Origin of the sequence: Vreelandella halophila (genome assembly GCF_009856365.1) — a bacterium.
Lineage (GTDB): Bacteria > Pseudomonadota > Gammaproteobacteria > Pseudomonadales > Oleiphilaceae > Halospina > Halospina utahensis_B.
Genome location: NZ_WMEX01000001.1, coordinates 598954 through 618817, shown reverse-complemented (window position 1 = coordinate 618817; position 19864 = coordinate 598954). Strand labels below are relative to the sequence as shown.

Sequence of the window (19864 nt, the reverse complement as noted above, 5' to 3'; positions counted from 1 at the left end):
TGAGCCAACACCGACACTGATGCAGCAGCGCTTCCGGGGATTCCTGCCGGTTGTGGTGGACGTAGAGACCGGAGGCTTCAATGCCGCCACCGACGCGCTGCTCGAAATCGCCACGGTCCTGCTGGAAATGGATGACGAGGGCTGGCTCTACCCGGGCGAACGCATCCAGTACAACGTCCAGCCCTTTAAAGGCGCGAACCTGGAAAAAGCCGCGCTCCAGTTCACGGGCATCGATCCCGGCAACCCCCTGCGCGATGAACGGCCGGAACTGGAAGCCATGCGCGGCACCTTCCAGTCCATCCGCCAGGCCGTGCGCCGCAACCAGTGCAAGCGCGCCGTGCTGGTCGGCCACAACGCCACCTTTGATCTCGGCTTTGTAAAGGCCGCTTCGGATCGCCAGAACATCAAGCGCAACCCCTTCCACCCCTTCTCGACCTTTGACACGTCAGCCCTGTCCGGTCTCGCGCTGGGTCACACGGTCCTTGCGGAAGCGTGCCGCCTGGCCGGCATTGAGTTCGACAACAAAGAAGCCCACTCCGCGCTGTACGACGCGGACAAGACGGCCGAACTGTTCTGCCTGATCGTGAACCGCTGGAAGTCTCTGGGAGGATGGCCACCGCCGTCACCCGGCGAAGCCTGAAACAGGAAAGGGAAAGGCGCCCCCAGTTGCCGGGAGCGCCTATCACGCCGGGATCAGCCGCCGACGAACTTGATCATGACACCCGCCGCCACGGCGGAGCCGATCACACCGGCCACGTTCGGGCCCATGGCGTGCATCAGGAGGAAGTTCTGATGGTTCTCCTCCAGACCCACCTTGTTGGATACCCGGGCCGCCATCGGCACTGCGGAAACCCCGGCTGAGCCGATCAGCGGGTTGATCTTCTCCTTGGTCAGCGCATTCATGAGCTTGGCCATGAGAACACCACACATGGTACCCACCGCGAAGGCCCCGATACCCAGCACCAGGATACCCAGCGTCTGGGTGTTCAGGAACGCCTCGGCGGCCATCTTGGAGCCAACCGCGAGACCGAGAATGATCGTCACGGCGTTGATCAGCGAGTTCTGCACCGTGTCGCTCAGACGCTCGACCACGCCGCATTCCTTCATGAGGTTACCGAAGCAGAACATGCCCAGAAGTGGTGTTGCGTCCGGCAGGAACATGCCCGTCAGAACCAGGATGCAGACCGGGAACAGGATCTTTTCCAGCTTACCGACCTCACGCAGCTGACTCATCTTCAGCTTGCGCTCCTCGGGAGTGGTGAACGCTCGCATGATGGGCGGCTGAATCAATGGCACGAGGGCCATGTAGGAATAGGCCGCAACCGCGATCGCCCCCAGAAGGTGCGGCGCCAATATGCTGGACACATAGATGGAGGTGGGACCATCGGCACCACCGATGATACCAACGGCCGCAGCCTCGGCCACGGAGAACTCCATCAGGCCACTCGAGTTGAGCAGCGCCGCGCCCAGTACCGTGGCGAAGATGCCGAACTGGGCGGCAGCCCCGAGGAGCATTGTCTTGGGGTTGGCCAGAAGCGGGCCGAAATCCGTCATGGCCCCGACGCCCATGAAGATCAGAAGGGGCGCAACGCCGCTTCCGATCGCCACCGCATAGAACGACTGGATGATCCCCGGAGAATAGCCCGCGTCCGTCGCCACCTGTTTGGCGCTCAGGGCAGTCTCCGCATCCATGTTCTTATAGGCTTCAATGAAGGATTTGATGACCTCGGGGGTGACCCGCTGCCCCATGTCAAAGCTGACATCCATCACAGAAGCAAGTGCCGCGAGCACCTTGGGCGACTCACTGTAGATGGCCGCCTCAATCGCGCTCTGGGCCAGCCCCGCCTCCGGAAGGTTGGCGAGGATGGTACCGAAACCGATCGGTACGAGGAGCAGTGGCTCAAACTTCTTGTTGATTGCCAGGTAGAGCAGCACCAGGCCCACCACGATCATCGTGAGCGCGCCCGGCGTCAGATTGTACAGACCGCTACCGGTCCATAGAGTCATAAGGTTGTCCATGCCGTACAGCCCTTCTTATCCCAGAGTCAGAAGTTCGTCGCCAACGGCCACGCTGTCGCCGACCTTGACGGTAACGGAGCCGACCGTACCGGAACGATCCGCCTTTACCTCGGTCTCCATCTTCATGGCCTCGAGAATGATCAGCACATCGCCCTCATTGACCTGTTGGCCGGGGCTCACATGAACCTTGAAGATGTTGCCGGCCAGCGGCGCGGAAACAGGTTCACCCCCACCCGCGGGCACTGGCGCCTGGCCTCCTCCGGCCGCAGCCTGGGGCTGGCCACCGCCCTGCGCGGGCTGGATGTTGGTGATGTCGCCACCATCGGCAACTTCCACCACATAGGACTGCCCCTCCACCGTGACCGTATAGGTCTCGGGCTCACCGGGCGCAGCCGGTTTGGTGGCTTCCTCGCCGGTCGGTACCGGTTCAAAGGCTTCCGGGTTACCGCGATTCTCCAGGAACTTCAGACCAATCTGCGGGAAAAGCGCATAGGTCAGGACATCATCCACCTCGTTCTCAGCAATGGTGAAGCCCTTGTCCTTCGCTTCCTGACGGAGCTCGTCGGTCAGACGCTCCATTTCGGGCTCGATCAGGTCAGCCGGACGGCAGGTGATCGGCTCGCCGCCTTCCAGCACCTTCTGCTGCAGCTCCTTGTTGCAGTCCGCCGGGGCGGCGCCGTATTCACCCTTGAGCACGGCGGAGGTTTCCTTGGAAATGGACTTGTAGCGCTCGCCGGTCAGCACGTTCAGCACCGCCTGGGTGCCTACGATCTGGGAGGTCGGCGTGACCAGCGGAATGTAGCCCAGATCCTCGCGCACGCGCGGGATCTCGGACAGCAGCTCGTCCATTTTGTCGCTGGCGTTCTGCTCCTTGAGCTGACCTTCCATGTTGGTAAGCATGCCGCCCGGCACCTGGGCCACCAGGATGCGGGAATCCACACCGCGCAGCGAGCCCTCAAACTTGGCGTACTTCTTGCGGACTTCGCGGAAGTACTTGGCAATGTCTTCAAGAAGCTCGATATCCAGACCGGTTTCGCGGTCGGTGCCCTGCATCATGGCCACTACGGACTCGGTAGGTGAGTGCCCGTAGGTCATGCTCATGGAGGAAATAGCGGTGTCCACCCGGTCAACACCCGCCTCGGCCGCCTTGATGATGCTGGCGGTCGACATGCCGGTGGTGGCATGGGAATGGAACTGGATGGGAATATCGAGTTCCTTCTTGAGGCGACTCACCAGGTCGTAACAGACATAGGGCTTCATGAGCCCGGCCATGTCCTTGATCGCGAGGGAATCCGCGCCCATGGACTCGATCTTCTTGGCCAGATCCACCCACATCTCAATGGTGTGGACCGGGCTTACGGTGTAGGAGATGGTGCCCTGGGCGTGCTTGCCGGTCTCCTTCGTGGCCTGGATCGCGGTTTCCAGATTGCGCGGGTCGTTCATCGCGTCAAAGATCCGGAAGACATCCACGCCATTCTCGGCAGCACGTTCCACAAAGCGCCGAACCACATCGTCCGCGTAATGACGGTAACCAAGGAGGTTCTGGCCCCGCAGCAGCATCTGCTGGCGGGTATTGGGCATGGCCTTTTTCAACTCCCGGATCCGCTCCCAGGGATCCTCACCCAGATAACGGATGCAGGAGTCGAACGTGGCGCCGCCCCAGGATTCCACCGACCAGAAGCCGACCTGATCGAGCTTCTCGGCGATCGGCAGCATGTCGTCCAGTCGCATGCGGGTCGCGAACAGGGACTGGTGCGCGTCACGCAGCACCAGATCCGTGATCCCCAGCGGTTGTTTGCTATCTGTCATCGTTCTGACCTTTTTTATCTCGTATTGGGTTCCCGGCCGCGCTTACGCGCGGCAGCTCATTGCCGGCGACGAGCCCGGTGCCTGGCAACAGCTTCGGAAATGGCCGTCTTGAGTTTCGGGTCTTGCATGGGATCAGCACCCCCTGATCCGCCACCCGTGGGGCGCGGTGGCTCCGGGGGCGCGATGCGGCCCGCAATGCGGGACATCAGCATGGTGACGAACACCAGAATGATCAGAAAGGAAAACACGAACCCCATGCCAACCAGCATCAGGTCCACAGCCCCCTGCATCACTTCATCCATGGAAATCACCTTTAAGCGGGATTCATTGATTGCGAAACCGACTCAGAGACTTCGCAAAATCTGCCACAATTTACAGTTTCTCGCTCCGCCGGGCAATGAAAAACCCCGTCGCCCAGCCGCAGCGCCGCGTTTTATACCCACAAATTCAGATGATTGCAAGCTAAGGATTGATAAACCGCAAGTCGTTCCAGCCAAGGCGGACAGGAAAGGAAGATGGCAGGCGTATTACAGTCAGGATCACAGACGACGATTCTCACCGCCCAGCAATACGTTACTGCTCAGTCTGATTGAACAGGTTCTGATACTGAATGGCAGAGTTTTGAATTGGTGCGGCTGGGAGGATTCGAACCCCCGACCCCGTGGTTCGTAGCCACGTGCTCTATCCAGCTGAGCTACAGCCGCTTATACAGGCAGGTTTTTCTGAGAAAGACTGATACCACTCTGGCATCAGTCCTGAATCTGGTGCGGCTGGGAGGATTCGAACCCCCGACCCCGTGGTTCGTAGCCACGTGCTCTATCCAGCTGAGCTACAGCCGCAAGTAATGGCGGAGAGGGAGGGATTCGAACCCTCGGTACGCGCAATGCGTACGGCTCCTTAGCAGGGAGCTGGTTTCAGCCACTCACCCACCTCTCCTTTGGAACGCGGCGTATACTACCATATGTGACGCGTTTTCATAGGGTTGACGCGAAATTTCATGGCAGCCGCCGCACAGGACCGGATTCACTCGCGTTCCGGCTCGTCCTCGTCCTGCTCCTGCTGGATGCGCTGATAGATCTCCTCCCGGTGCACGGCCACTTCCTTCGGCGCATTCACGCCGATACGCACCTGGTTTCCCTTGACGCCGAGAACGGTCACAGTCACCTCATCACCGACCATGAGTGTCTCGCCGACGCGACGTGTCAGAATCAGCATTTCCCAAACTCCTTGTTCCGTTTTAACCGCTTTCCGGTTATACGCCCCACTGCCCCTTCCGGCTCAGTCGCGAGACGCTCCCCCGTGTCGTTTTCAGTTCGGCTTCCTAATTATTGGAGCCTGCACGCGTTTTCGCCAGTCATGTTTTGTTATGATTATTCAGCTTTCTTCCCGGATTTCAGCCTCTTCAAGGCCGAATGCGCTGTGCAGCGTGCGCACTGCCAGCTCCAGGTATTTCTCGTTGATCACCACCGATATCTTGATTTCGGAGGTCGAGATCATCTGGATATTGATGCCTTCAGCGGAAAGCGCATCGAACATCCTTGAGGCAACGCCCGCATGGGAGCGCATCCCCACACCTACAATGGATACCTTGGCAATGTGCTCGTCGCCCTGTACAGCCTGTACGTCGAGATCACGCCCCAGGTTCTCCAGAAGTTCCAGCGACTGACGGTAGTCGTTCCGGTGAACCGTGAACGTGAAGTCGGTGCGGTTATCCGACCCGACGTTCTGGACGATCATGTCCACTTCGACACCCGAATCACTGACCGGCTTGAGGATGCGTGAAGCAACGCCGGGAACGTCCGCCACACCCACCACCGTCAGCTTGGCTTCATCGCGGTTGAACGCGATGCCCGAGACCACTGGCTTTTCCATATCATCCTCGTCATCAAAGGTGATCAGGGTTCCGGGGCCCTCCTTGAAGCTGGAAAGCACCCTCACCGGTACGTTGTACTTGCCGGCAAACTCCACGGAACGGATCTGCAGCACCTTGGAGCCCAGGCTGGCCATCTCCAGCATCTCCTCGAAGGTGATGGTCTCAAGACGGCGAGCACCGTCCACGATCCGCGGATCCGTGGTGTAGACGCCATCCACATCGGTGTAGATATGGCATTCGTCGGCCTTGAGCGCAGCCGCAAGCGCCACGGCTGTAGTGTCCGAGCCACCACGACCAAGGGTGGTGATGTGACCTTCCTCGTCCATACCCTGGAAGCCGGCCACTACCACCACTCGGCCCGCATCCAGATCGCCACGCATATTGTGTTCGTCAATGTCCTGGATACGGGCCCGGGTGTGGGAGCTGTCCGTGGTGATGCGGACCTGGCCCCCAGTGTACGAGCGCGCATCCACACCCCGCTTGAGCAGGGCCATGCTCAGAAGCGCAATGGTCACCTGTTCGCCGGTCGAAACCAGGACGTCCATCTCGCGCGGATCCGGATCGTCCATCACCTGGTTGGCCAGATCAATCAATCGATTGGTCTCACCACTCATGGCCGAAACCACAACCACCACGTCATCCCCGCCCTCACGGGCGGCCTGGAGCTGATCCGCAACCGCCTCGATGCGGTCAACCGAACCGACGGACGTGCCACCGAATTTTTTTACGTACAACGCCATGCGTGCGTATTCCTTGTCCGAACGGATTAAATGAATCCCGGTTCACTGCTAGCGCCGGACGAATTATAGCCCTGTTTGGGCGGCTGTACAGGTAGGGATAGCCCTTAGGCCCTCACCCCCCTGAATTCTCGCGCACCCAGTTCTCCACGGCGGCAATCGCCTCGGGCAGGCCCTCCGGGTCACTGCCGCCCCCTTGTGCCATGTCAGGACGGCCACCACCCTTACCGCCGACCTTCGGTGCAATGGCCTGCATAAGGTCACCCGCCTTGAGCTGGCCAGTGAGATCCTTGGTCACGCCAGCCACGAGTGTGACCTTGCCTTCGGCCGCAGCCCCCAGCAGCACCACGGCGCTGCCGAGTTTGTTCCTGAGCTGGTCGACGGTTTCCATCAGGGCCTTGCGGTCGGCTCCCTGCATGTCTGCAGCCACCACCTTAACGCCATTGACGTCCACGGCGCTGTCCGCAAGATCACTGCCGGCGGCACTGGCAAGCTTGCCCTTGAGCTGCTCCACTTCCTTCTCCAGCTGGCGATTGTACTCCACCAGGGATTCCACGCGTTCGACCGCAGATTCAGGCGCTCCCTTGACCAGCGCCGCAATGCGCCCGAGACGGGCCTCCTGCTCGCGGTCATGGGCGAGGGCCGATTCACCGGTCAGCGCCTCTATGCGGCGCACGCCGGAGGAAATGCCGGTTTCCGTAACAATGCGGAAGAGGCCGATATCGCCGGTGCGCTCAACATGGGTGCCACCGCAGAGCTCGATGGAGAACCCCTCTGTTCCCATGGACAGCACCCTGACAGTGTCTCCGTACTTCTCACCGAAAAGCGCCATGGCGCCCATGGTCTTCGCCGTATCCATATCCGTGACGCGGGTTTCCACTGCCGTGTTCGCGCGGACCTGTTCGTTGACCATCCGCTCGATACGCGCCAGCTCCTCGCCGGTTACCGCCTCGAAGTGGGAGAAGTCGAAGCGGAGCCGCTCGGCATTCACCAGCGAGCCTTTCTGGGCTACATGTTCGCCCAACACCGTCCGCAGGGCTGCGTGCAGAAGATGGGTGGCGGAGTGGTTGAGCGCCGTATGGGCCCGGCGCTCACCGTTCACCTCGGCATGCAGGGCCATACCCGGCTCAACCGTACCGGCGACGACCCGACCAATGTGTAGATGGTGGCCATCCTCTTTCTGGGTGTCCTCTACCTCAAAACGGCCGCCGGACCAGCTCAGCACACCGGTATCGCCCACCTGGCCGCCGGATTCGCCGTAGAAGGGCGTACGATCCAGCACCACCACGGCCCGTTCGCCCACGCCCGCAGCACGGCGCTCACCATCAACGAGCACGGCCCGGACCTCGCCCTCGTCCTCGAAATTGCCGTAACCAGTGAAATCGGTCTGGCCGTCAAGGCTGAGCCCGGCGTTGTAGTCCATGCCAAACTTGCTCGCCGCCCGTGCGCGTTCACGCTGCGCCTCCATGGCCTTCTCGTAGCCTTCATGGTCCAGCGTCAGGCCGCGCTCCCGGGCGATGTCGTTGGTCAGGTCCACCGGGAAGCCGTAGGTGTCGTAGAGGGTAAAGACAGTCTCTCCGGGAATCTCACTGCCGCTGAGCTGGGCAATATCATCCTCCAGCAGCCTCAGGCCCTTTTCCAGGGTCCGGGCGAACTGTTCCTCCTCCTGCTTGAGGATCTTCTCGATCTGCGGGCGTGCCCGGGTCAGCTCCGGATAGGCCTCGCCCATCAGCGCTTCAAGCGGCTCTATGAGCTTGTGAAAGAAGGGGCCGGTGGCACCCAGTTTGTTGCCGTGGCGGACCGCGCGGCGGATGATCCGGCGCAGCACGAAGCCGCGCCCCTCGTTCGAGGGCATCACGCCGTCGGCAATCAGGAAGGCGCAGGAACGGATATGGTCGGCGACCACACAGACCGATGCCTGATCCTTGTCCACGCCCCCCAGCTGTTCGGAAACCGACCCCAGCAGGGACTGGAACAGGTCGATCTCATAGTTGCTGTGCACGCCCTGCAGCACGGCGGCGATGCGCTCAAGGCCCATGCCGGTGTCCACGGACGGGCTCGGCAGATCATGCATCACGCCATCGGCAGTGCGGTTGAACTGCATGAAGACGATGTTCCAGATCTCGATGTAGCGGTCGCCGTCCTCATCCTCACTGCCGGGCGGGCCACCGGCCACGTCCGGACCATGGTCGTAGAAGACCTCGGAGCAGGGACCACAGGGGCCGGTATCACCCATGGACCAGAAGTTGTCGGACTTGTAGGGCACGCCGTCCTCGTCGCCGATACGGATGATCCGGTCCGCGGGCACCCCGATCTCCTCATTCCAGATCCGGTAGGCATCCTCATCGGTCTGATAGACCGTGACCCAGAGTTTTTCCGCGGGCAGGCCCAGCCACTGCGGGTCAGTCAGGAAGGTCCAGGCAAAGTTGATGGCGTCGCGCTTGAAGTAATCGCCAAAGCTGAAGTTGCCCAGCATCTCGAAGAAGGTGTGATGACGCGCCGTGTAGCCCACGTTCTCGAGGTCATTATGCTTGCCGCCGGCGCGCACACAGCGCTGGGAGGAAACCGCACGGGTGTAGCCCCGGTCCTCGCGCCCCAGGAAGGCGTCCTTGAACTGGTTCATGCCCGCGTTGGTGAACAGCAGGGTTGGGTCGTCCGCCGGCACGAGCGAACTGCTGGGAACAATGGTGTGGCCGTTCTGACGGAAATACTCCAGAAACGCACTGCGCAGCTCGGCTGTTTTCATAGCGGACTCGGACCCATTCTCTTGGTGATGAGGATTGCATTGACTCTGAAGGCGACACTCTAACACAGCCGAAAAAAGCCGGGGAACGCGCCATACGGGGACCGCATCACGCCGCGGGCAACCCGCCGCCTCGCCGCGCCAGCCCTGAGCCGGTACAATACCGACCACCTCCAGCAACAGCCGTGACCCTGATGAACAGCGCCCCCGCAACCTCCGACTCGCACCCTCCGGCCCCGATCTGGCGCCGGCTGATGGCCATGCTCTATGACAGCCTGCTGTGCATTGCGCTGGTCTTTGTGGTCACAGCGGTCTACACCGGCCTGCACAAGCTGCTGATCAACATCGGCCTTTTCAGCGACCGCTACGCCACCATAGCGGAGCCCGGGGGCAGCATCGGGTATGATCCGGTACTGACGCTGGTGCTGGCCGGCAGCCTGTGGCTGTTCTTTGGGTTCTTCTGGCGCCGTGCAGGCCAGACGCTGGGCATGCAGACCTGGCGGATCCGGGTCGAGAACGCGGACGGATCCGTGGTCAGCTGGAGCCAGGCTTTACTGAGGATCGTTGCAGGCGTTTTGAGCTGGGCAACCTTCGGGCTTGGCTGGCTGTGGCAGTGGCTGGACCCGCAGCACCGGAGCTGGACGGATCGCCTGTCGGGAAGCCGCACGGTGCAGCTGCCGAAAAGGAACAAAAAGCAGTAAACGGCGTCATCCTGCCCGGCGCAGCAGCACCACACCGATGCTCCCGGCAATCGCAATCGGCACGATGGTGGCCAGCGCGGGGCTGAAGCCGTAGACCAGACTCATGGGCCCAAGCAGGTCCTGGGTGTACTTGAAGCCGAGCCCGGCCAGCAGCCCACAGAAGATCCGGAACCCCATGGTGACCGAACGCAACGGTCCGAAGACAAAGGAAATGGCGAGCAGCACCATGGCGGCGGTCCCCAGCGGCTGCAGGGTCTTCTTCCAGAGCGCCAGCCAGTAGTCGCTGGCATTCAGCCCCTGGTTCTCCATATAGGTGGCGTAGGTATAGAGGCCACTGATCGCCAGCCGATCCGGCCTCACGGTCAGAACACTGAGCACATCGGGCGAGAGGCCATTCTCCCACCGGAACGTGTCCTGCTCCTCCGTGCTCACGGACTGCTCCCGGATCCGGGAGTGGCTCACATCGTGCAGCAGCCAGTAATCGCCCTGGTATTCCCCGCGTTTGGCATAGAGGGCCTCCTCCAGCCACTCGTCCTCACCGAAACGGAACAGGGAAACGCCATGGAGTTCGCCATTGGGCAGCACCGTGTTGAAATGCATGAAGACATCGTCCTCGCGGTGCCAGAACCCATGGGTTGCCGCGGCCTGCCCTCCGTGCCGGGCGACTGCCTTGTTGCTCTGGGCGGCCTGCTCCAGCGGCGGGGCCACAAAATCCCCGATCAGCAGGCTGATTACAACCACCACCAGCGCCGGCTTCATGGCGGACCAGGTAACACGCCCCAGCGAAACGCCAGCGGCCCGGATCACCACCAGCTCGGAATTGTTCGCCAGCTGTCCCAGGCCCACCAGGGCCCCCATGAATGCGGCCAGCGGCAGAAACTCATAGATCCGCCGTGGCAGGGTATAGAGCATGAAGAGGAAAGCCTCCCACGCCTGGTAGTCGTTGACCGTATCCTCCAGCTCCGCGATGTAGGCGAACACGAAATCCAGTGACTGCACCACCAGAAGCACCAGAAGGATGGCGGCGGCCACCACCCGCATGATGTAGCCGTCAATCAGACGCATGGCGCACCCCCGCAGCCCTGCGCAGCCGCATTGCAGGCCACCCCAGCATTGCCACACCCAGGGCGAGAAAGGCGCCATGCACAGCCCAGAGCCCCGCACTGGCCGGAACCTGACCCGAGGCAATGGCATCCCGCCCCAGAATCAGAACGCCCAGATAACTGATGAACACCAGAATCCCCGGCAACAGATGGAAGAAACGGCCCTGGCGTGGATTCACCCGGCTCAGCGGAATGGCGAGGACCGTGATCACCAGAACCAGCAGCGGCAGAGACAGACGCCAGTGGACCATGGCCTGGTCGGCACGTGCATCAGACGCCATGAGCGCCAGTGTGGACTGCCCTTCCCGGGACCCCCCTGAGCTCACGCCCCCGGGCGACTCGATCCTGAGCCCGTAATCCTCAAAGGTCATGGCATCGAATTCCGCCCCGCCCGGGCGCCCCTCAAAACGGACGCCCTCATGCAACACCAGGAAACGCTCACCATCGCCTTCGACGATCTGGGTTCCCTCAACCGCCTTCATCAGCGTGAAGCGCCCGTCGTCACCCCCCTCTGCCATGAAAACCCCTTCCAGGGTCTGCTTGTCATCGCTCATGGCCCGGGTATAGGTGACACGGTCGTTCGATCCCATTTCCTGGAAACGGCCCGGCGCCAGCATCTCGAAGCCCGTGCGCTGGGCCTGTTCCGCAAAGATACGGTCGACCTGCTGGATCCCTGCCGGCGTCAGCCACAGGCTCATGGCCCCCACCAGGCAGGCCACCAGCAGACCGGGGCCCAGTGTCAGGAACAGGACCTGGCGCTCGCTGACCCCGCAGGCGGTCAGCACCGTCATCTCACTCTCCTGGTACATGCGCCCATAGGTCAGCAGGATTCCCAGGAAGAAGCTCAGCGGCAGGATAAGCTCAAGGAATTCCGGCAGGCGGTAGCCCATGACGATGAAAATGACGTTGGCCGCGTACTCGCCTTCCGCGGCCGACGCCAGATACTGCAGGAAGCGGCCACTCATGAAGATGAGCAGCAGCACCAGCGCAACGGCGGTCATGGTGGTCAGGACCTGACGGCCCAGGTACCGGAAAATGATGAACACAGGCAGTCCCAGCGTCTCGCATCGCCTGACAGGAAGGGCCATTCTAGATAACCTGTAGCAGCAATGACAGCCAACCCCGGAAGACACCATGAGTCACTGGTTCCACATCCTGGCCGGCTCCGGCCGTGACGCCCGCCTGCTGCACGCGGCGAGACTGGCGGAAAAAGCCTGGCAGGATGGTGACCGGGTAGCCCTTTTCTGTGATGACCCGGAGACCGCCGAAGCGCTGGACGGGATGCTCTGGTCCTTCCGCCCGGAGGCTTTCCTGCCCCATGACCGGCTCCGGAGCAGCGACCAGCGTCCGGACGCACCCGTGGCGGTACTGGAATGCGAGCCGACAACCACGGACTGGGACACGCTGATCATCGTCGCGCCCAGCCTCCCCGCCACGGCAGATGGCTTTGCCCGCCTTGCTCTGATCGCCAGCAATGACGACGACAGCCTCCAGCGGGCACGCGCCCAGTACCGGCAGCTGCGTGAGTTGGGCATCACCCCGCAGGTCCACGATTTCCGCAAGCGGGACTGACGGTTCGCCGGTGACGGACCACCATGTATAATCGCGAGTCTGTTAACCTTTAATGCCTTAACCCACACCAGCAGACCCGGGCCGAACAAGCATGGACAAGACCTACCAGCCGGAAAAGATCGAGAACCAGTGGTACCGGACCTGGGAAGAGCGCGGCTATTTCGCGCCTTCCGGCGAGGGCGATCCCTTCTGCATCATGATCCCGCCGCCCAACGTGACCGGCAGCCTGCACATGGGCCATGCCTTCCAGCACACGCTCATGGATGCGCTTATCCGTCACCGCCGCATGAAGGGCGACAACACCCTCTGGCAGGTGGGCAGTGACCATGCCGGCATCGCCACCCAGATGGTCGTGGAACGCAACCTGGCCAGTGACGAAGGCCAGACACGCCATGACCTCGGGCGCGAGGCCTTCATCGACAAGGTCTGGGAATGGAAGCAGCAGTCCGGCGGCACCATCACCAGCCAGATGCGCCGGCTGGGCACCTCGGTGGACTGGGACCATGAACGCTTCACCATGGACGACGGCTTCTACCGCGCCGTCCAGGAAGTCTTCGTGCGGCTGTACGACGAGGGCCTGATCTACCGCGGCAAGCGCCTGGTGAACTGGGACCCCAAACTGCACACGGCCATCTCGGATCTCGAGGTTGAGAACGCCGAGGAACAGGGCCATTTCTGGCACTTCCGGTATTCGATCAACGGCGGGCAGACCACCTCCGAAGGGGCTGACTACCTGGTGGTCGGCACCACCCGCCCGGAGACCATGCTCGGTGATACCGCCGTGGCGGTGAACCCGGAGGACGAACGCTATAAACACCTGATCGGCGGCACCATCCGTCTGCCGCTGGTGGAACGCGACATCCCGATCGTGGGCGATGAGCACGCCGATCCGGAGATGGGCAGCGGCTGCGTCAAGATCACGCCCGCCCACGACTTTAACGACTACGCGGTGGGTCAGCGCTGCGGTCTGCCACTGGTGAACATCCTCACGCCGGATGCCAGCATCCGTGAGCAGGCCGAGGTCTTCAATGCCGACGGCACGCCCAACCATGAGCTCAACGGCACCATGCCGGAGGCTTTCACGGGCCTGAACCGCTTTGACGCCCGCGAGAAGATCGTGGAAGCCATGAAGGCGGAAGGTCGCCTGCAGGGTGTGGATGACCACACGCTCAAGGTCCCGCGCGGCGACCGTTCCGGCCTGATCATTGAACCGCTGCTGACGGACCAGTGGTTCGTGGCCACCAAGCCCCTCGCCGAACCCGCCATCAAGGCCGTTGAGAACGGCGATATCGAGTTCGTGCCGGAGCAGTACGCCAACATGTACTACGCCTGGATGCGCGAGATCCAGGACTGGTGCATCTCGCGCCAGCTGTGGTGGGGGCACCGCATCCCGGCCTGGTACGACGATGACGGCAACGTCTACGTGGGTCGCACCGAAAGCGAGGTCCGCAGCAAATACAGCCTGTCCGACGATTGCACACTGCAGCAGGACGAGGACGTACTGGACACCTGGTTCAGCTCCGCACTCTGGACCTTCGGCACCCTGGGCTGGCCCGAAGATACCGAGCGCCTGCGCACCTTCCATCCCACCCAGGTGCTGGTCACCGGCTTCGACATCATCTTCTTCTGGGTCGCCCGGATGATCATGATGACCCTGCAGTTCATGAAGCACGAGGACGGCACACCCCAGGTTCCGTTCCAGCAGGTGTATGTGACCGGCCTGATCCGTGACGAGCACGGCAACAAGATGTCCAAGTCCAAGGGCAACGTGCTTGACCCCATGGACATGATCGACGGCATCAGCAGCGAGGACCTGGTGGCCAAGCGCACCGCCAACATGATGCAGCCGCAGCTGGCCGAAAAGATCGCGAAAAACACACGCGAGGAATTCCCGGAAGGCATCCAGGCCCACGGTACCGACGCCCTGCGCTTTACCCTGGCGGCGCTGGCCACCACCGGCCGCGACATCAACTGGGACATGAAGCGCCTCGAGGGCTACCGGAACTTCTGCAACAAGCTCTGGAACGCGGCCCGCTACGTGCTGATGAACACGGAAGGCGAAGACTGCGGCACCTCGGGCGAACCTCTGGAGCTGTCACTGGCCGATCGCTGGATCCTGAGCCGCCTCCAGACCTGCATCGAGGAAACCAACAGCTTCTTCGACCATTACCGCTTTGATCGTATTGCCCAGAGCATCTACGACTTCCTCTGGAACGAGTACTGCGACTGGTACCTGGAGCTCTCCAAACCAGTGCTCTACGACGACAATGAATCCGCCGAGCACAAGCGTGGCACCCGGCGGACCCTGGTGCAGGTTCTGGAAACGGTACTGCGGCTGGCCCATCCGCTGATGCCCTTCATCACGGAGGAAATCTGGCAGCGCGTGGCCCCGCTGGCCGGCGTGACCGGCGAAACGGTCATGCTCCAGGCCTATCCGGAGCCGGACCGCAACCTGGAGGATGCCGACGCCGAGGCGGATATCGAGTGGCTCAAGGGCGTGATCCTGGCCGTGCGCAATATCCGTGGCGAAATGAACATCTCCCCGGCCCGGGCATTGCCAGTGCTCCTTCGCCACGGCGACGAACAGGACCGTGAGCGCATGGAGGCCAACCGGACCTTCCTGAAATCCCTGGCCAAGCTTGAAAGCATCGACTGGGTCGATGACGGCGAGGCCCCGCTCTCCGCCACACAGCTGGTGGGCGAGCTGGAAGTGCTGGTGCCCATGGCCAACCTCATCGACAAGGATGAAGAGATCGCGCGCCTGAGCCGGGAGCTGGAAAAGCTCGACAAGGAGATCCAGCGCCTGGGCGGCAAGCTCGGCAATGCCGGCTTTGTCGAAAAGGCACCGGCAGAGGTGGTGGAGAAGGAAAAGGCCAAGCTGGAGGATGCGGAAAGCCAGCGCCAGCGGCTGAACGAGCAGCTGGAACAGATCCGGGCGCTGTAAGACAGCGTATCCCGGGAATCAGTCACGACGGAAAACGGACGGACGCATGGGCAACCGCCTCTCCAAGATCTACACCCGCACCGGCGATGACGGCACCACCGGTCTCGCCGATGGCAACCGCATCGCCAAAAACAGTCTGCGGGTCGAAGCCATGGGCACCATGGACGAGCTCAATGCTCAGATGGGCATCCTGATCGAGTCACTCGGCAGCGAGGAAACGGAACTGAAGGAAGTGCTGCAACGGGTTCAGCATCACCTCTTCGATCTGGGCGGCGAGTTTGCCATTCCAGGGAGTCGCGTGGTCGCGGACAGTCACATCGATTGGCTCGAAAGCACCCTCGACCACTGGAACCAGGACCTGCCGCCGCTGAAGAACTTCATCCTGCCCGGTGGGTCCATGCCCGCGGCCCAGTGCCATATGGCACGGGCGGTATGCCGCCGCGCGGAACGGATTACGGTGGCGCTTGGTCATGAGGAGTCCATCAACCCGGACGCCCGCCAGTATCTCAACCGGCTTTCGGACTTCCTGTTCGTCGCCTCCCGGGTGCTGGCCCGCCGCGAGGGCGCGGCGGAAGTGCTCTGGGACCAGCAGATGAGCAAGCCTACACCCTGAAGCGCTCGACCTGTTCGTGCAGTGAGGCGGTCAGGTCCGATAGCTCACGGCTTGCGGAGAGGGTCTCTTCGGCGTTGCCCGCCGTTTCGCGACCCACCTCGGAAATCGTCTCGACATTACTGTTGATGTTGTTGGCGACCGCGGACTGCTCCTCCGCCGCCTGGGCGATCTGCTGACTCATATCCACGATCCGGGAAATGGCGCTGACGATATTCTCCAGTGCCTCGGTCACCTCACTGGACTTGGTCACCGTCTCGTTGGTCACCTCATGGCTGTTGTTCATGGCACTCACGGCGTCCTTCACGCCGGACTGCAGCCGCCCGACCATCTCCTCGATCTCTTCCGTGGACTTGTGCGTGCGCTGTGACAGCGAACGCACCTCATCCGCCACGACCGCAAAGCCGCGCCCCTGCTCCCCGGCCCGTGCCGCCTCAATGGCCGCGTTCAGGGCCAGCAGGTTGGTCTGCTCGGCGATCGCCTTGATCTCGTCCAGCACCTGACTGATGCTGTCGCTGTCGTTGCTGACCCGGTTGATGACGTCCGCTGAGCCCTTGATCTCATCCGCCAGCCGGTTGATCGTCTGCACGGTATCACTTACCACGGCACGCCCCTGATCCGCCTCGGAATCGGCCTCGTTGGCATAATCCGAAGCCTGCTGGGAGCTCTGGGCCACCTCCTGGACCGTATCCACCATCTGCTTCATGGCATCATTGATCTGGTCCGTCTCCTGCATCTGGCGGGAGACGGCATCCGAATTGGAGGTGGCTGTCTCGTTTACGCGCCGTGCCTGCTGATCCACCCGGTTGACCGTCTCACGCACGGATTCCACCAGCTCGCGGATGCTCTCGGTCATGCCGTTGAACTCGGTGCTGAGTTCGCCCAGCTCGTCCCGGCTGTTGAGTTCAAGCTGCACCCGCATGTCGCCATCCGCCACACGGCGGGCTGAATCCGCAAACTTGCGGATGGAGGAGCGCACTGAGTAATAGAAACCGGTATACAGCCAGACAATGATCAGAAGAACGACCGCAAGGGAGGCAAAGATGATGGTCCGCTGCTGGCGTTCACTGGCAAGACGCGCCTGCAGCTGGCCCCGGATGGCGTCGAGTATGTCATTGCCCACGGAATAGAGCTGACCGATGGACTCGGACACACGGACATCATACTCCTCCGCCGGAAACTCAAGCCTGAAGGGAGTGATCACCTCCTCTTCCATAAGGTCACGGATCTCGATGGGCGCCTTGCTGAGCCGCTCCGCGTCCTGTGTGAAACGCTGGCCGATGACGGGTGCCGCATCGAAACCAAGGTCGAAGGCCGTCTGCAGCTGGTTGCTGACGTTGGTGAGGCTGTCATAGATGCCGTTCATCCGCTCACTGAGCGGCCCCGAGAGCCGTCCCTCATTGAGGCCATGAAGGCCGAAGGCACGGGCCTGGCCCATCTCATCGGCGACCGGCGTCATGCCATTGATGACCAGTTCCAGCAGCATCTGCACACTGTTGGACGGATCCTGCCCCAGCCCGCTGACCTGGAGCACCGTGTTGCGCAGCGCCAGTGTCTTCTGGAAGAAACGGTCGTAGAGATTGAACTGACGATCAGGGGTCTGCAGGTACTGATCCTCCTCCAGCATACGGGTCCAGGCCGAGGTCACCTCATCCAGCTGCGTCTTCAGGGTATCCCCGTTATCCAGGGTATCCGCATAGTCGCTCAGTACCTGCAGCTGCTCGGTAACGGCCGCCCTGGCCTGCTGCGACTTGTCCCGGAGTCCGCCTTCGAGCTCCCGCACCCGCACCACCGTGTGGTAATCGCGGAAGCGCTGGGCACTGCGCACCAGGTCATTGGCCTCGGCAACCGCCTCTGTACCATCGATCGCCTTGTTCAGGTCATCAATGGAGGCATTCAGCTGGCTCACCAGGAGATACCCCAGTCCCGCTATAGGGATCAGGAACAGAACACTGATCAGGCTGAACTTGTAGACAAACTTCAGCCTGTTCATCAGCAGAATGGCGGGGGTCAGCAGTTTCTTCACGGTACGCCCTCCGAGCGTTCAAACACACCAGTCGTACTGGCAGGCCGGCCCTGGATCCTGCCGGCGCTATCGCCTGTGTGCCGCACTCCGATGCGGCGTTATTCGATTCACAGTAGCCTCTGAATCATTCCGTGCCCGGAAGTCTAGGTCAGATATGCACCGGGACAAGCCTGATCCGTCAGTTCCATGGGCTGTTTAACGACTTTTTCCCGCGGATCTTGAGCCTTCAGGGCAGAACCCCCATGAGCGCGAGCACAGCCAGAACCGCCAGCCAGACAAGCAGGCTGCGGTTCAGCAGATGACGCACGGCCAGCAGACTCCTGTGACCGTAATCCGGCCAGCCATCCGGGTCATGGGCCTGGAAGCGGGCAGGATCCAGGGCGTAGCTTGAAAGGGCGCTGCCGGCGGCGATCAGAAGCACCTCGCCACAGCTGTCCGTCCGCCGGGGACGGCGATTACGGGGTTCACCCGACCAGCCGGAGAAGTCTCCCGCCAGGGCAAAGCTGAATGACAGCAGCCAGCGCGGCGGTACAGCGAGCCAGTGAACCCAGCGCCCGAAGCGGGCGCGGACTCTGGTGGAGGGGTAGTGGTCGCGCAGCATCAGGGCGACCAGGATCAGTACCACCCCGGCGGGGCCCAGAAGAGCGTACCAGAACAGCGGCAGGAAGTAGCGCTCAAAGGTGGTCTGGATCAGCGCACCGCACAGGCTCAGGTGAAGTTGTTCCGGCGCCAGTGCCGCGCCCCGCTGCTCCACAGGCAGCAGTGGCGAGACATGATGCCAGGCTGCCTGCATATCCCCGGTGCGCCAGGCCGCACTGTAGGCCCTGAGCGGTGCCCGCCAGCCCGGCATACCGGTACCGGCCACCAGCAGTGCGAGCGCCAGCAGGCTTGCCCAGAGCCCCCCGGCGATACCACTTGTCCCCCATGAAAGCAGGCCAGTGAGAACAACGAGCAGTCCGTACAGGGGCAGCAGCCAGCGCAGCGTACCCCGCCCCCCGTCCTTCTCCGGCGGCGCATGCTCCAGGAGCCGCCTCTGCCAGTACCCCGGATCCAGCCAGCCGCGGGCATCGAGTTGCCGGCGCAGCATCCAGGCCAGAAGAATCACCAGAAGACGCATCAGCTCAGTCCCTCTGCCGTCTGTGCAATGCCCCGCCGGAGCCGCAGCCAGTCAAAGGCGGGCCCCGGATCGGTCTTGCGCTCCGGCGCAATGTCGGCATGCCCCACAACCCGGTCCGGGGTAATAGACGGGAAACTGCGCATGATGCCCCGGGCCAGCGGAATCAGGCGGTCGTACTGGGCTTCCGTATAGGGCGTGTCATCGGCGCCCTCCAGCTCAATACCAATGCCGAAGTCATTGCATTCCGCCTGGCCATTGAAACAGGAACGCCCGGCGTGCCAGGCCCGATCCAGCAGGGAAACAAACTGCACCAGTTGCCCGTCGCGCCGGATCAGAAGGTGGGCCGATACACGCAGGTTACGCAGCCGCTCAAACCAGGGGTGCTCACTGCAGTCCAGGGTGTTGCAGAAGAGGCGCTCGATGGCGTCGCCACCGAACTCACCGGGAGGGAGGCTGATACCGTGAATCACCAGCAGCGAAACGCCGGCTTCTGCAGGCCGGGCATCGTGGTTGTCCGAGGGCCTGGGGTGCGCCGCCGGCAGCCATCCCTCCGGGTTGGGCGTCAGGAATTCAACAGGATCACTGGCCAATGCGCTTGCCTCACTCGCGG

16 protein-coding genes and 3 tRNA genes are annotated in these 19864 nt (G+C 62.2%); 5 read left to right on the top strand and 14 right to left on the bottom strand.

Going from position 1 to position 19864, the window contains the following annotated elements; all coding sequences use genetic code 11:
• The first annotated feature begins 19 nt into the window (after nucleotides 1-19).
• Nucleotides 20-640 (top strand): ribonuclease T, encoded by a 621-nt coding sequence (gene rnt, locus GLW01_RS02745; protein ID WP_095617489.1) that lies wholly within the window; start codon nucleotides 20-22, stop codon nucleotides 638-640.
• Between the two features lie 53 nt (nucleotides 641-693).
• Here the strand turns inward: rnt and GLW01_RS02740 are convergent, their stop codons facing one another.
• From GLW01_RS02740 to alaS, 9 genes are all read right to left on the bottom strand, one after another.
• Nucleotides 694-2019, bottom strand: a complete 1326-nt coding sequence (locus tag GLW01_RS02740) for a sodium ion-translocating decarboxylase subunit beta (RefSeq protein ID WP_202405518.1) — start codon at nucleotides 2017-2019, stop codon at nucleotides 694-696.
• Between the two features lie 15 nt (nucleotides 2020-2034).
• Nucleotides 2035-3828, bottom strand: a complete 1794-nt coding sequence (gene oadA, locus GLW01_RS02735; protein WP_151439012.1) for a sodium-extruding oxaloacetate decarboxylase subunit alpha — start codon at nucleotides 3826-3828, stop codon at nucleotides 2035-2037.
• 56 nt (nucleotides 3829-3884) lie between these two features.
• Nucleotides 3885-4130, bottom strand: coding sequence for an OadG family protein (locus GLW01_RS02730; protein WP_151439011.1), 246 nt, complete (start codon nucleotides 4128-4130; stop codon nucleotides 3885-3887).
• 325 nt (nucleotides 4131-4455) lie between these two features.
• A tRNA-Arg gene (locus tag GLW01_RS02725) sits at nucleotides 4456-4532 on the bottom strand.
• 58 nt (nucleotides 4533-4590) lie between these two features.
• A tRNA-Arg gene (locus GLW01_RS02720) sits at nucleotides 4591-4667 on the bottom strand.
• A gap of 6 nt (nucleotides 4668-4673) precedes the next feature.
• A tRNA-Ser gene (locus tag GLW01_RS02715) sits at nucleotides 4674-4764 on the bottom strand.
• A gap of 87 nt (nucleotides 4765-4851) precedes the next feature.
• Nucleotides 4852-5043 carry a carbon storage regulator CsrA gene (gene csrA, locus GLW01_RS02710; protein WP_077530810.1) on the bottom strand — a complete coding sequence of 64 codons (192 nt, stop codon included), beginning with the start codon at nucleotides 5041-5043 and terminating at the stop codon, nucleotides 4852-4854.
• A 159-nt stretch (nucleotides 5044-5202) separates the two neighbouring features.
• Complete coding sequence (locus GLW01_RS02705; protein WP_151439010.1) at nucleotides 5203-6441, bottom strand: aspartate kinase; 1239 nt, start codon at nucleotides 6439-6441, stop codon at nucleotides 5203-5205.
• A gap of 112 nt (nucleotides 6442-6553) precedes the next feature.
• Nucleotides 6554-9184, bottom strand: a complete 2631-nt coding sequence (gene alaS / locus GLW01_RS02700) for an alanine--tRNA ligase (RefSeq protein WP_160898054.1) — start codon at nucleotides 9182-9184, stop codon at nucleotides 6554-6556.
• A 191-nt stretch (nucleotides 9185-9375) separates the two neighbouring features.
• Here alaS and GLW01_RS02695 point away from each other — a divergent pair, with 191 nt between their 5' ends.
• The gene (locus tag GLW01_RS02695; RefSeq protein WP_160898053.1) at nucleotides 9376-9882 is read left to right on the top strand and encodes an RDD family protein; all 507 of its coding nucleotides are present in this window, start codon (nucleotides 9376-9378) and stop codon (nucleotides 9880-9882) included.
• 6 nt (nucleotides 9883-9888) lie between these two features.
• On the opposite strand, the gene lptG is transcribed toward GLW01_RS02695, so the two are convergent.
• Together lptG and lptF are read right to left on the bottom strand one after the other, a co-directional pair.
• A complete protein-coding gene (gene lptG / locus GLW01_RS02690) occupies nucleotides 9889-10947 on the bottom strand; it encodes an LPS export ABC transporter permease LptG (RefSeq protein WP_160898052.1) in 1059 nt (352 codons plus the stop codon).
• Nucleotides 10934-12073 (bottom strand): LPS export ABC transporter permease LptF, encoded by a 1140-nt coding sequence (gene lptF, locus GLW01_RS02685; RefSeq protein WP_202405517.1) that lies wholly within the window; start codon nucleotides 12071-12073, stop codon nucleotides 10934-10936. Before lptF ends, lptG begins: the two co-directional genes overlap by 14 nt.
• 46 nt (nucleotides 12074-12119) lie before the next feature.
• Between lptF and GLW01_RS02680 the strand changes: the two genes are divergently transcribed.
• From GLW01_RS02680 to GLW01_RS02670, 3 genes are all read left to right on the top strand, one after another.
• A complete protein-coding gene (locus GLW01_RS02680) occupies nucleotides 12120-12557 on the top strand; it encodes a DNA polymerase III subunit chi (RefSeq protein WP_160898050.1) in 438 nt (145 codons plus the stop codon).
• A 91-nt stretch (nucleotides 12558-12648) separates the two neighbouring features.
• On the top strand, nucleotides 12649-15501 hold the full coding sequence (locus tag GLW01_RS02675; RefSeq protein ID WP_160898049.1) for a valine--tRNA ligase: 2853 nt from the start codon (nucleotides 12649-12651) through the stop codon (nucleotides 15499-15501).
• A 46-nt stretch (nucleotides 15502-15547) separates the two neighbouring features.
• A complete protein-coding gene (locus GLW01_RS02670; protein ID WP_095617498.1) occupies nucleotides 15548-16114 on the top strand; it encodes a cob(I)yrinic acid a,c-diamide adenosyltransferase in 567 nt (188 codons plus the stop codon).
• Here the strand turns inward: GLW01_RS02670 and GLW01_RS02665 are convergent.
• The 3 genes from GLW01_RS02665 to ampD form a co-directional block, all read right to left on the bottom strand.
• Nucleotides 16104-18137 carry a methyl-accepting chemotaxis protein gene (locus GLW01_RS02665; RefSeq protein ID WP_160898048.1) on the bottom strand — a complete coding sequence of 678 codons (2034 nt, stop codon included), beginning with the start codon at nucleotides 18135-18137 and terminating at the stop codon, nucleotides 16104-16106. The two genes, GLW01_RS02670 and GLW01_RS02665, sit on opposite strands and share 11 nt — an antisense overlap.
• 226 nt (nucleotides 18138-18363) lie before the next feature.
• A complete protein-coding gene (locus GLW01_RS02660; protein WP_160898047.1) occupies nucleotides 18364-19254 on the bottom strand; it encodes a histidine kinase in 891 nt (296 codons plus the stop codon).
• A complete protein-coding gene (gene ampD / locus GLW01_RS02655) occupies nucleotides 19254-19844 on the bottom strand; it encodes a 1,6-anhydro-N-acetylmuramyl-L-alanine amidase AmpD (RefSeq protein ID WP_160898046.1) in 591 nt (196 codons plus the stop codon). The genes GLW01_RS02660 and ampD overlap by 1 nt, the downstream gene beginning before the upstream one ends.
• Between the last annotated feature and the right edge of the window lie 20 nt (nucleotides 19845-19864).

Coding starts and splice junctions, on each gene's coding strand:
- rnt (WP_095617489.1), top strand. CDS start 20: ATGCAGCAGCGCTTCCGGGGATTCCTGCCGGTTGTGGTGGACGTAGAG.
- GLW01_RS02740 (WP_202405518.1), bottom strand. CDS start 2,019: ATGGACAACCTTATGACTCTATGGACCGGTAGCGGTCTGTACAATCTG.
- oadA (WP_151439012.1), bottom strand. CDS start 3,828: ATGACAGATAGCAAACAACCGCTGGGGATCACGGATCTGGTGCTGCGT.
- GLW01_RS02730 (WP_151439011.1), bottom strand. CDS start 4,130: ATGGATGAAGTGATGCAGGGGGCTGTGGACCTGATGCTGGTTGGCATG.
- csrA (WP_077530810.1), bottom strand. CDS start 5,043: ATGCTGATTCTGACACGTCGCGTCGGCGAGACACTCATGGTCGGTGAT.
- GLW01_RS02705 (WP_151439010.1), bottom strand. CDS start 6,441: ATGGCGTTGTACGTAAAAAAATTCGGTGGCACGTCCGTCGGTTCGGTT.
- alaS (WP_160898054.1), bottom strand. CDS start 9,184: ATGAAAACAGCCGAGCTGCGCAGTGCGTTTCTGGAGTATTTCCGTCAG.
- GLW01_RS02695 (WP_160898053.1), top strand. CDS start 9,376: ATGAACAGCGCCCCCGCAACCTCCGACTCGCACCCTCCGGCCCCGATC.
- lptG (WP_160898052.1), bottom strand. CDS start 10,947: ATGCGTCTGATTGACGGCTACATCATGCGGGTGGTGGCCGCCGCCATC.
- lptF (WP_202405517.1), bottom strand. CDS start 12,073: ATGGCCCTTCCTGTCAGGCGATGCGAGACGCTGGGACTGCCTGTGTTC.
- GLW01_RS02680 (WP_160898050.1), top strand. CDS start 12,120: ATGAGTCACTGGTTCCACATCCTGGCCGGCTCCGGCCGTGACGCCCGC.
- GLW01_RS02675 (WP_160898049.1), top strand. CDS start 12,649: ATGGACAAGACCTACCAGCCGGAAAAGATCGAGAACCAGTGGTACCGG.
- GLW01_RS02670 (WP_095617498.1), top strand. CDS start 15,548: ATGGGCAACCGCCTCTCCAAGATCTACACCCGCACCGGCGATGACGGC.
- GLW01_RS02660 (WP_160898047.1), bottom strand. CDS start 19,254: ATGCGTCTTCTGGTGATTCTTCTGGCCTGGATGCTGCGCCGGCAACTC.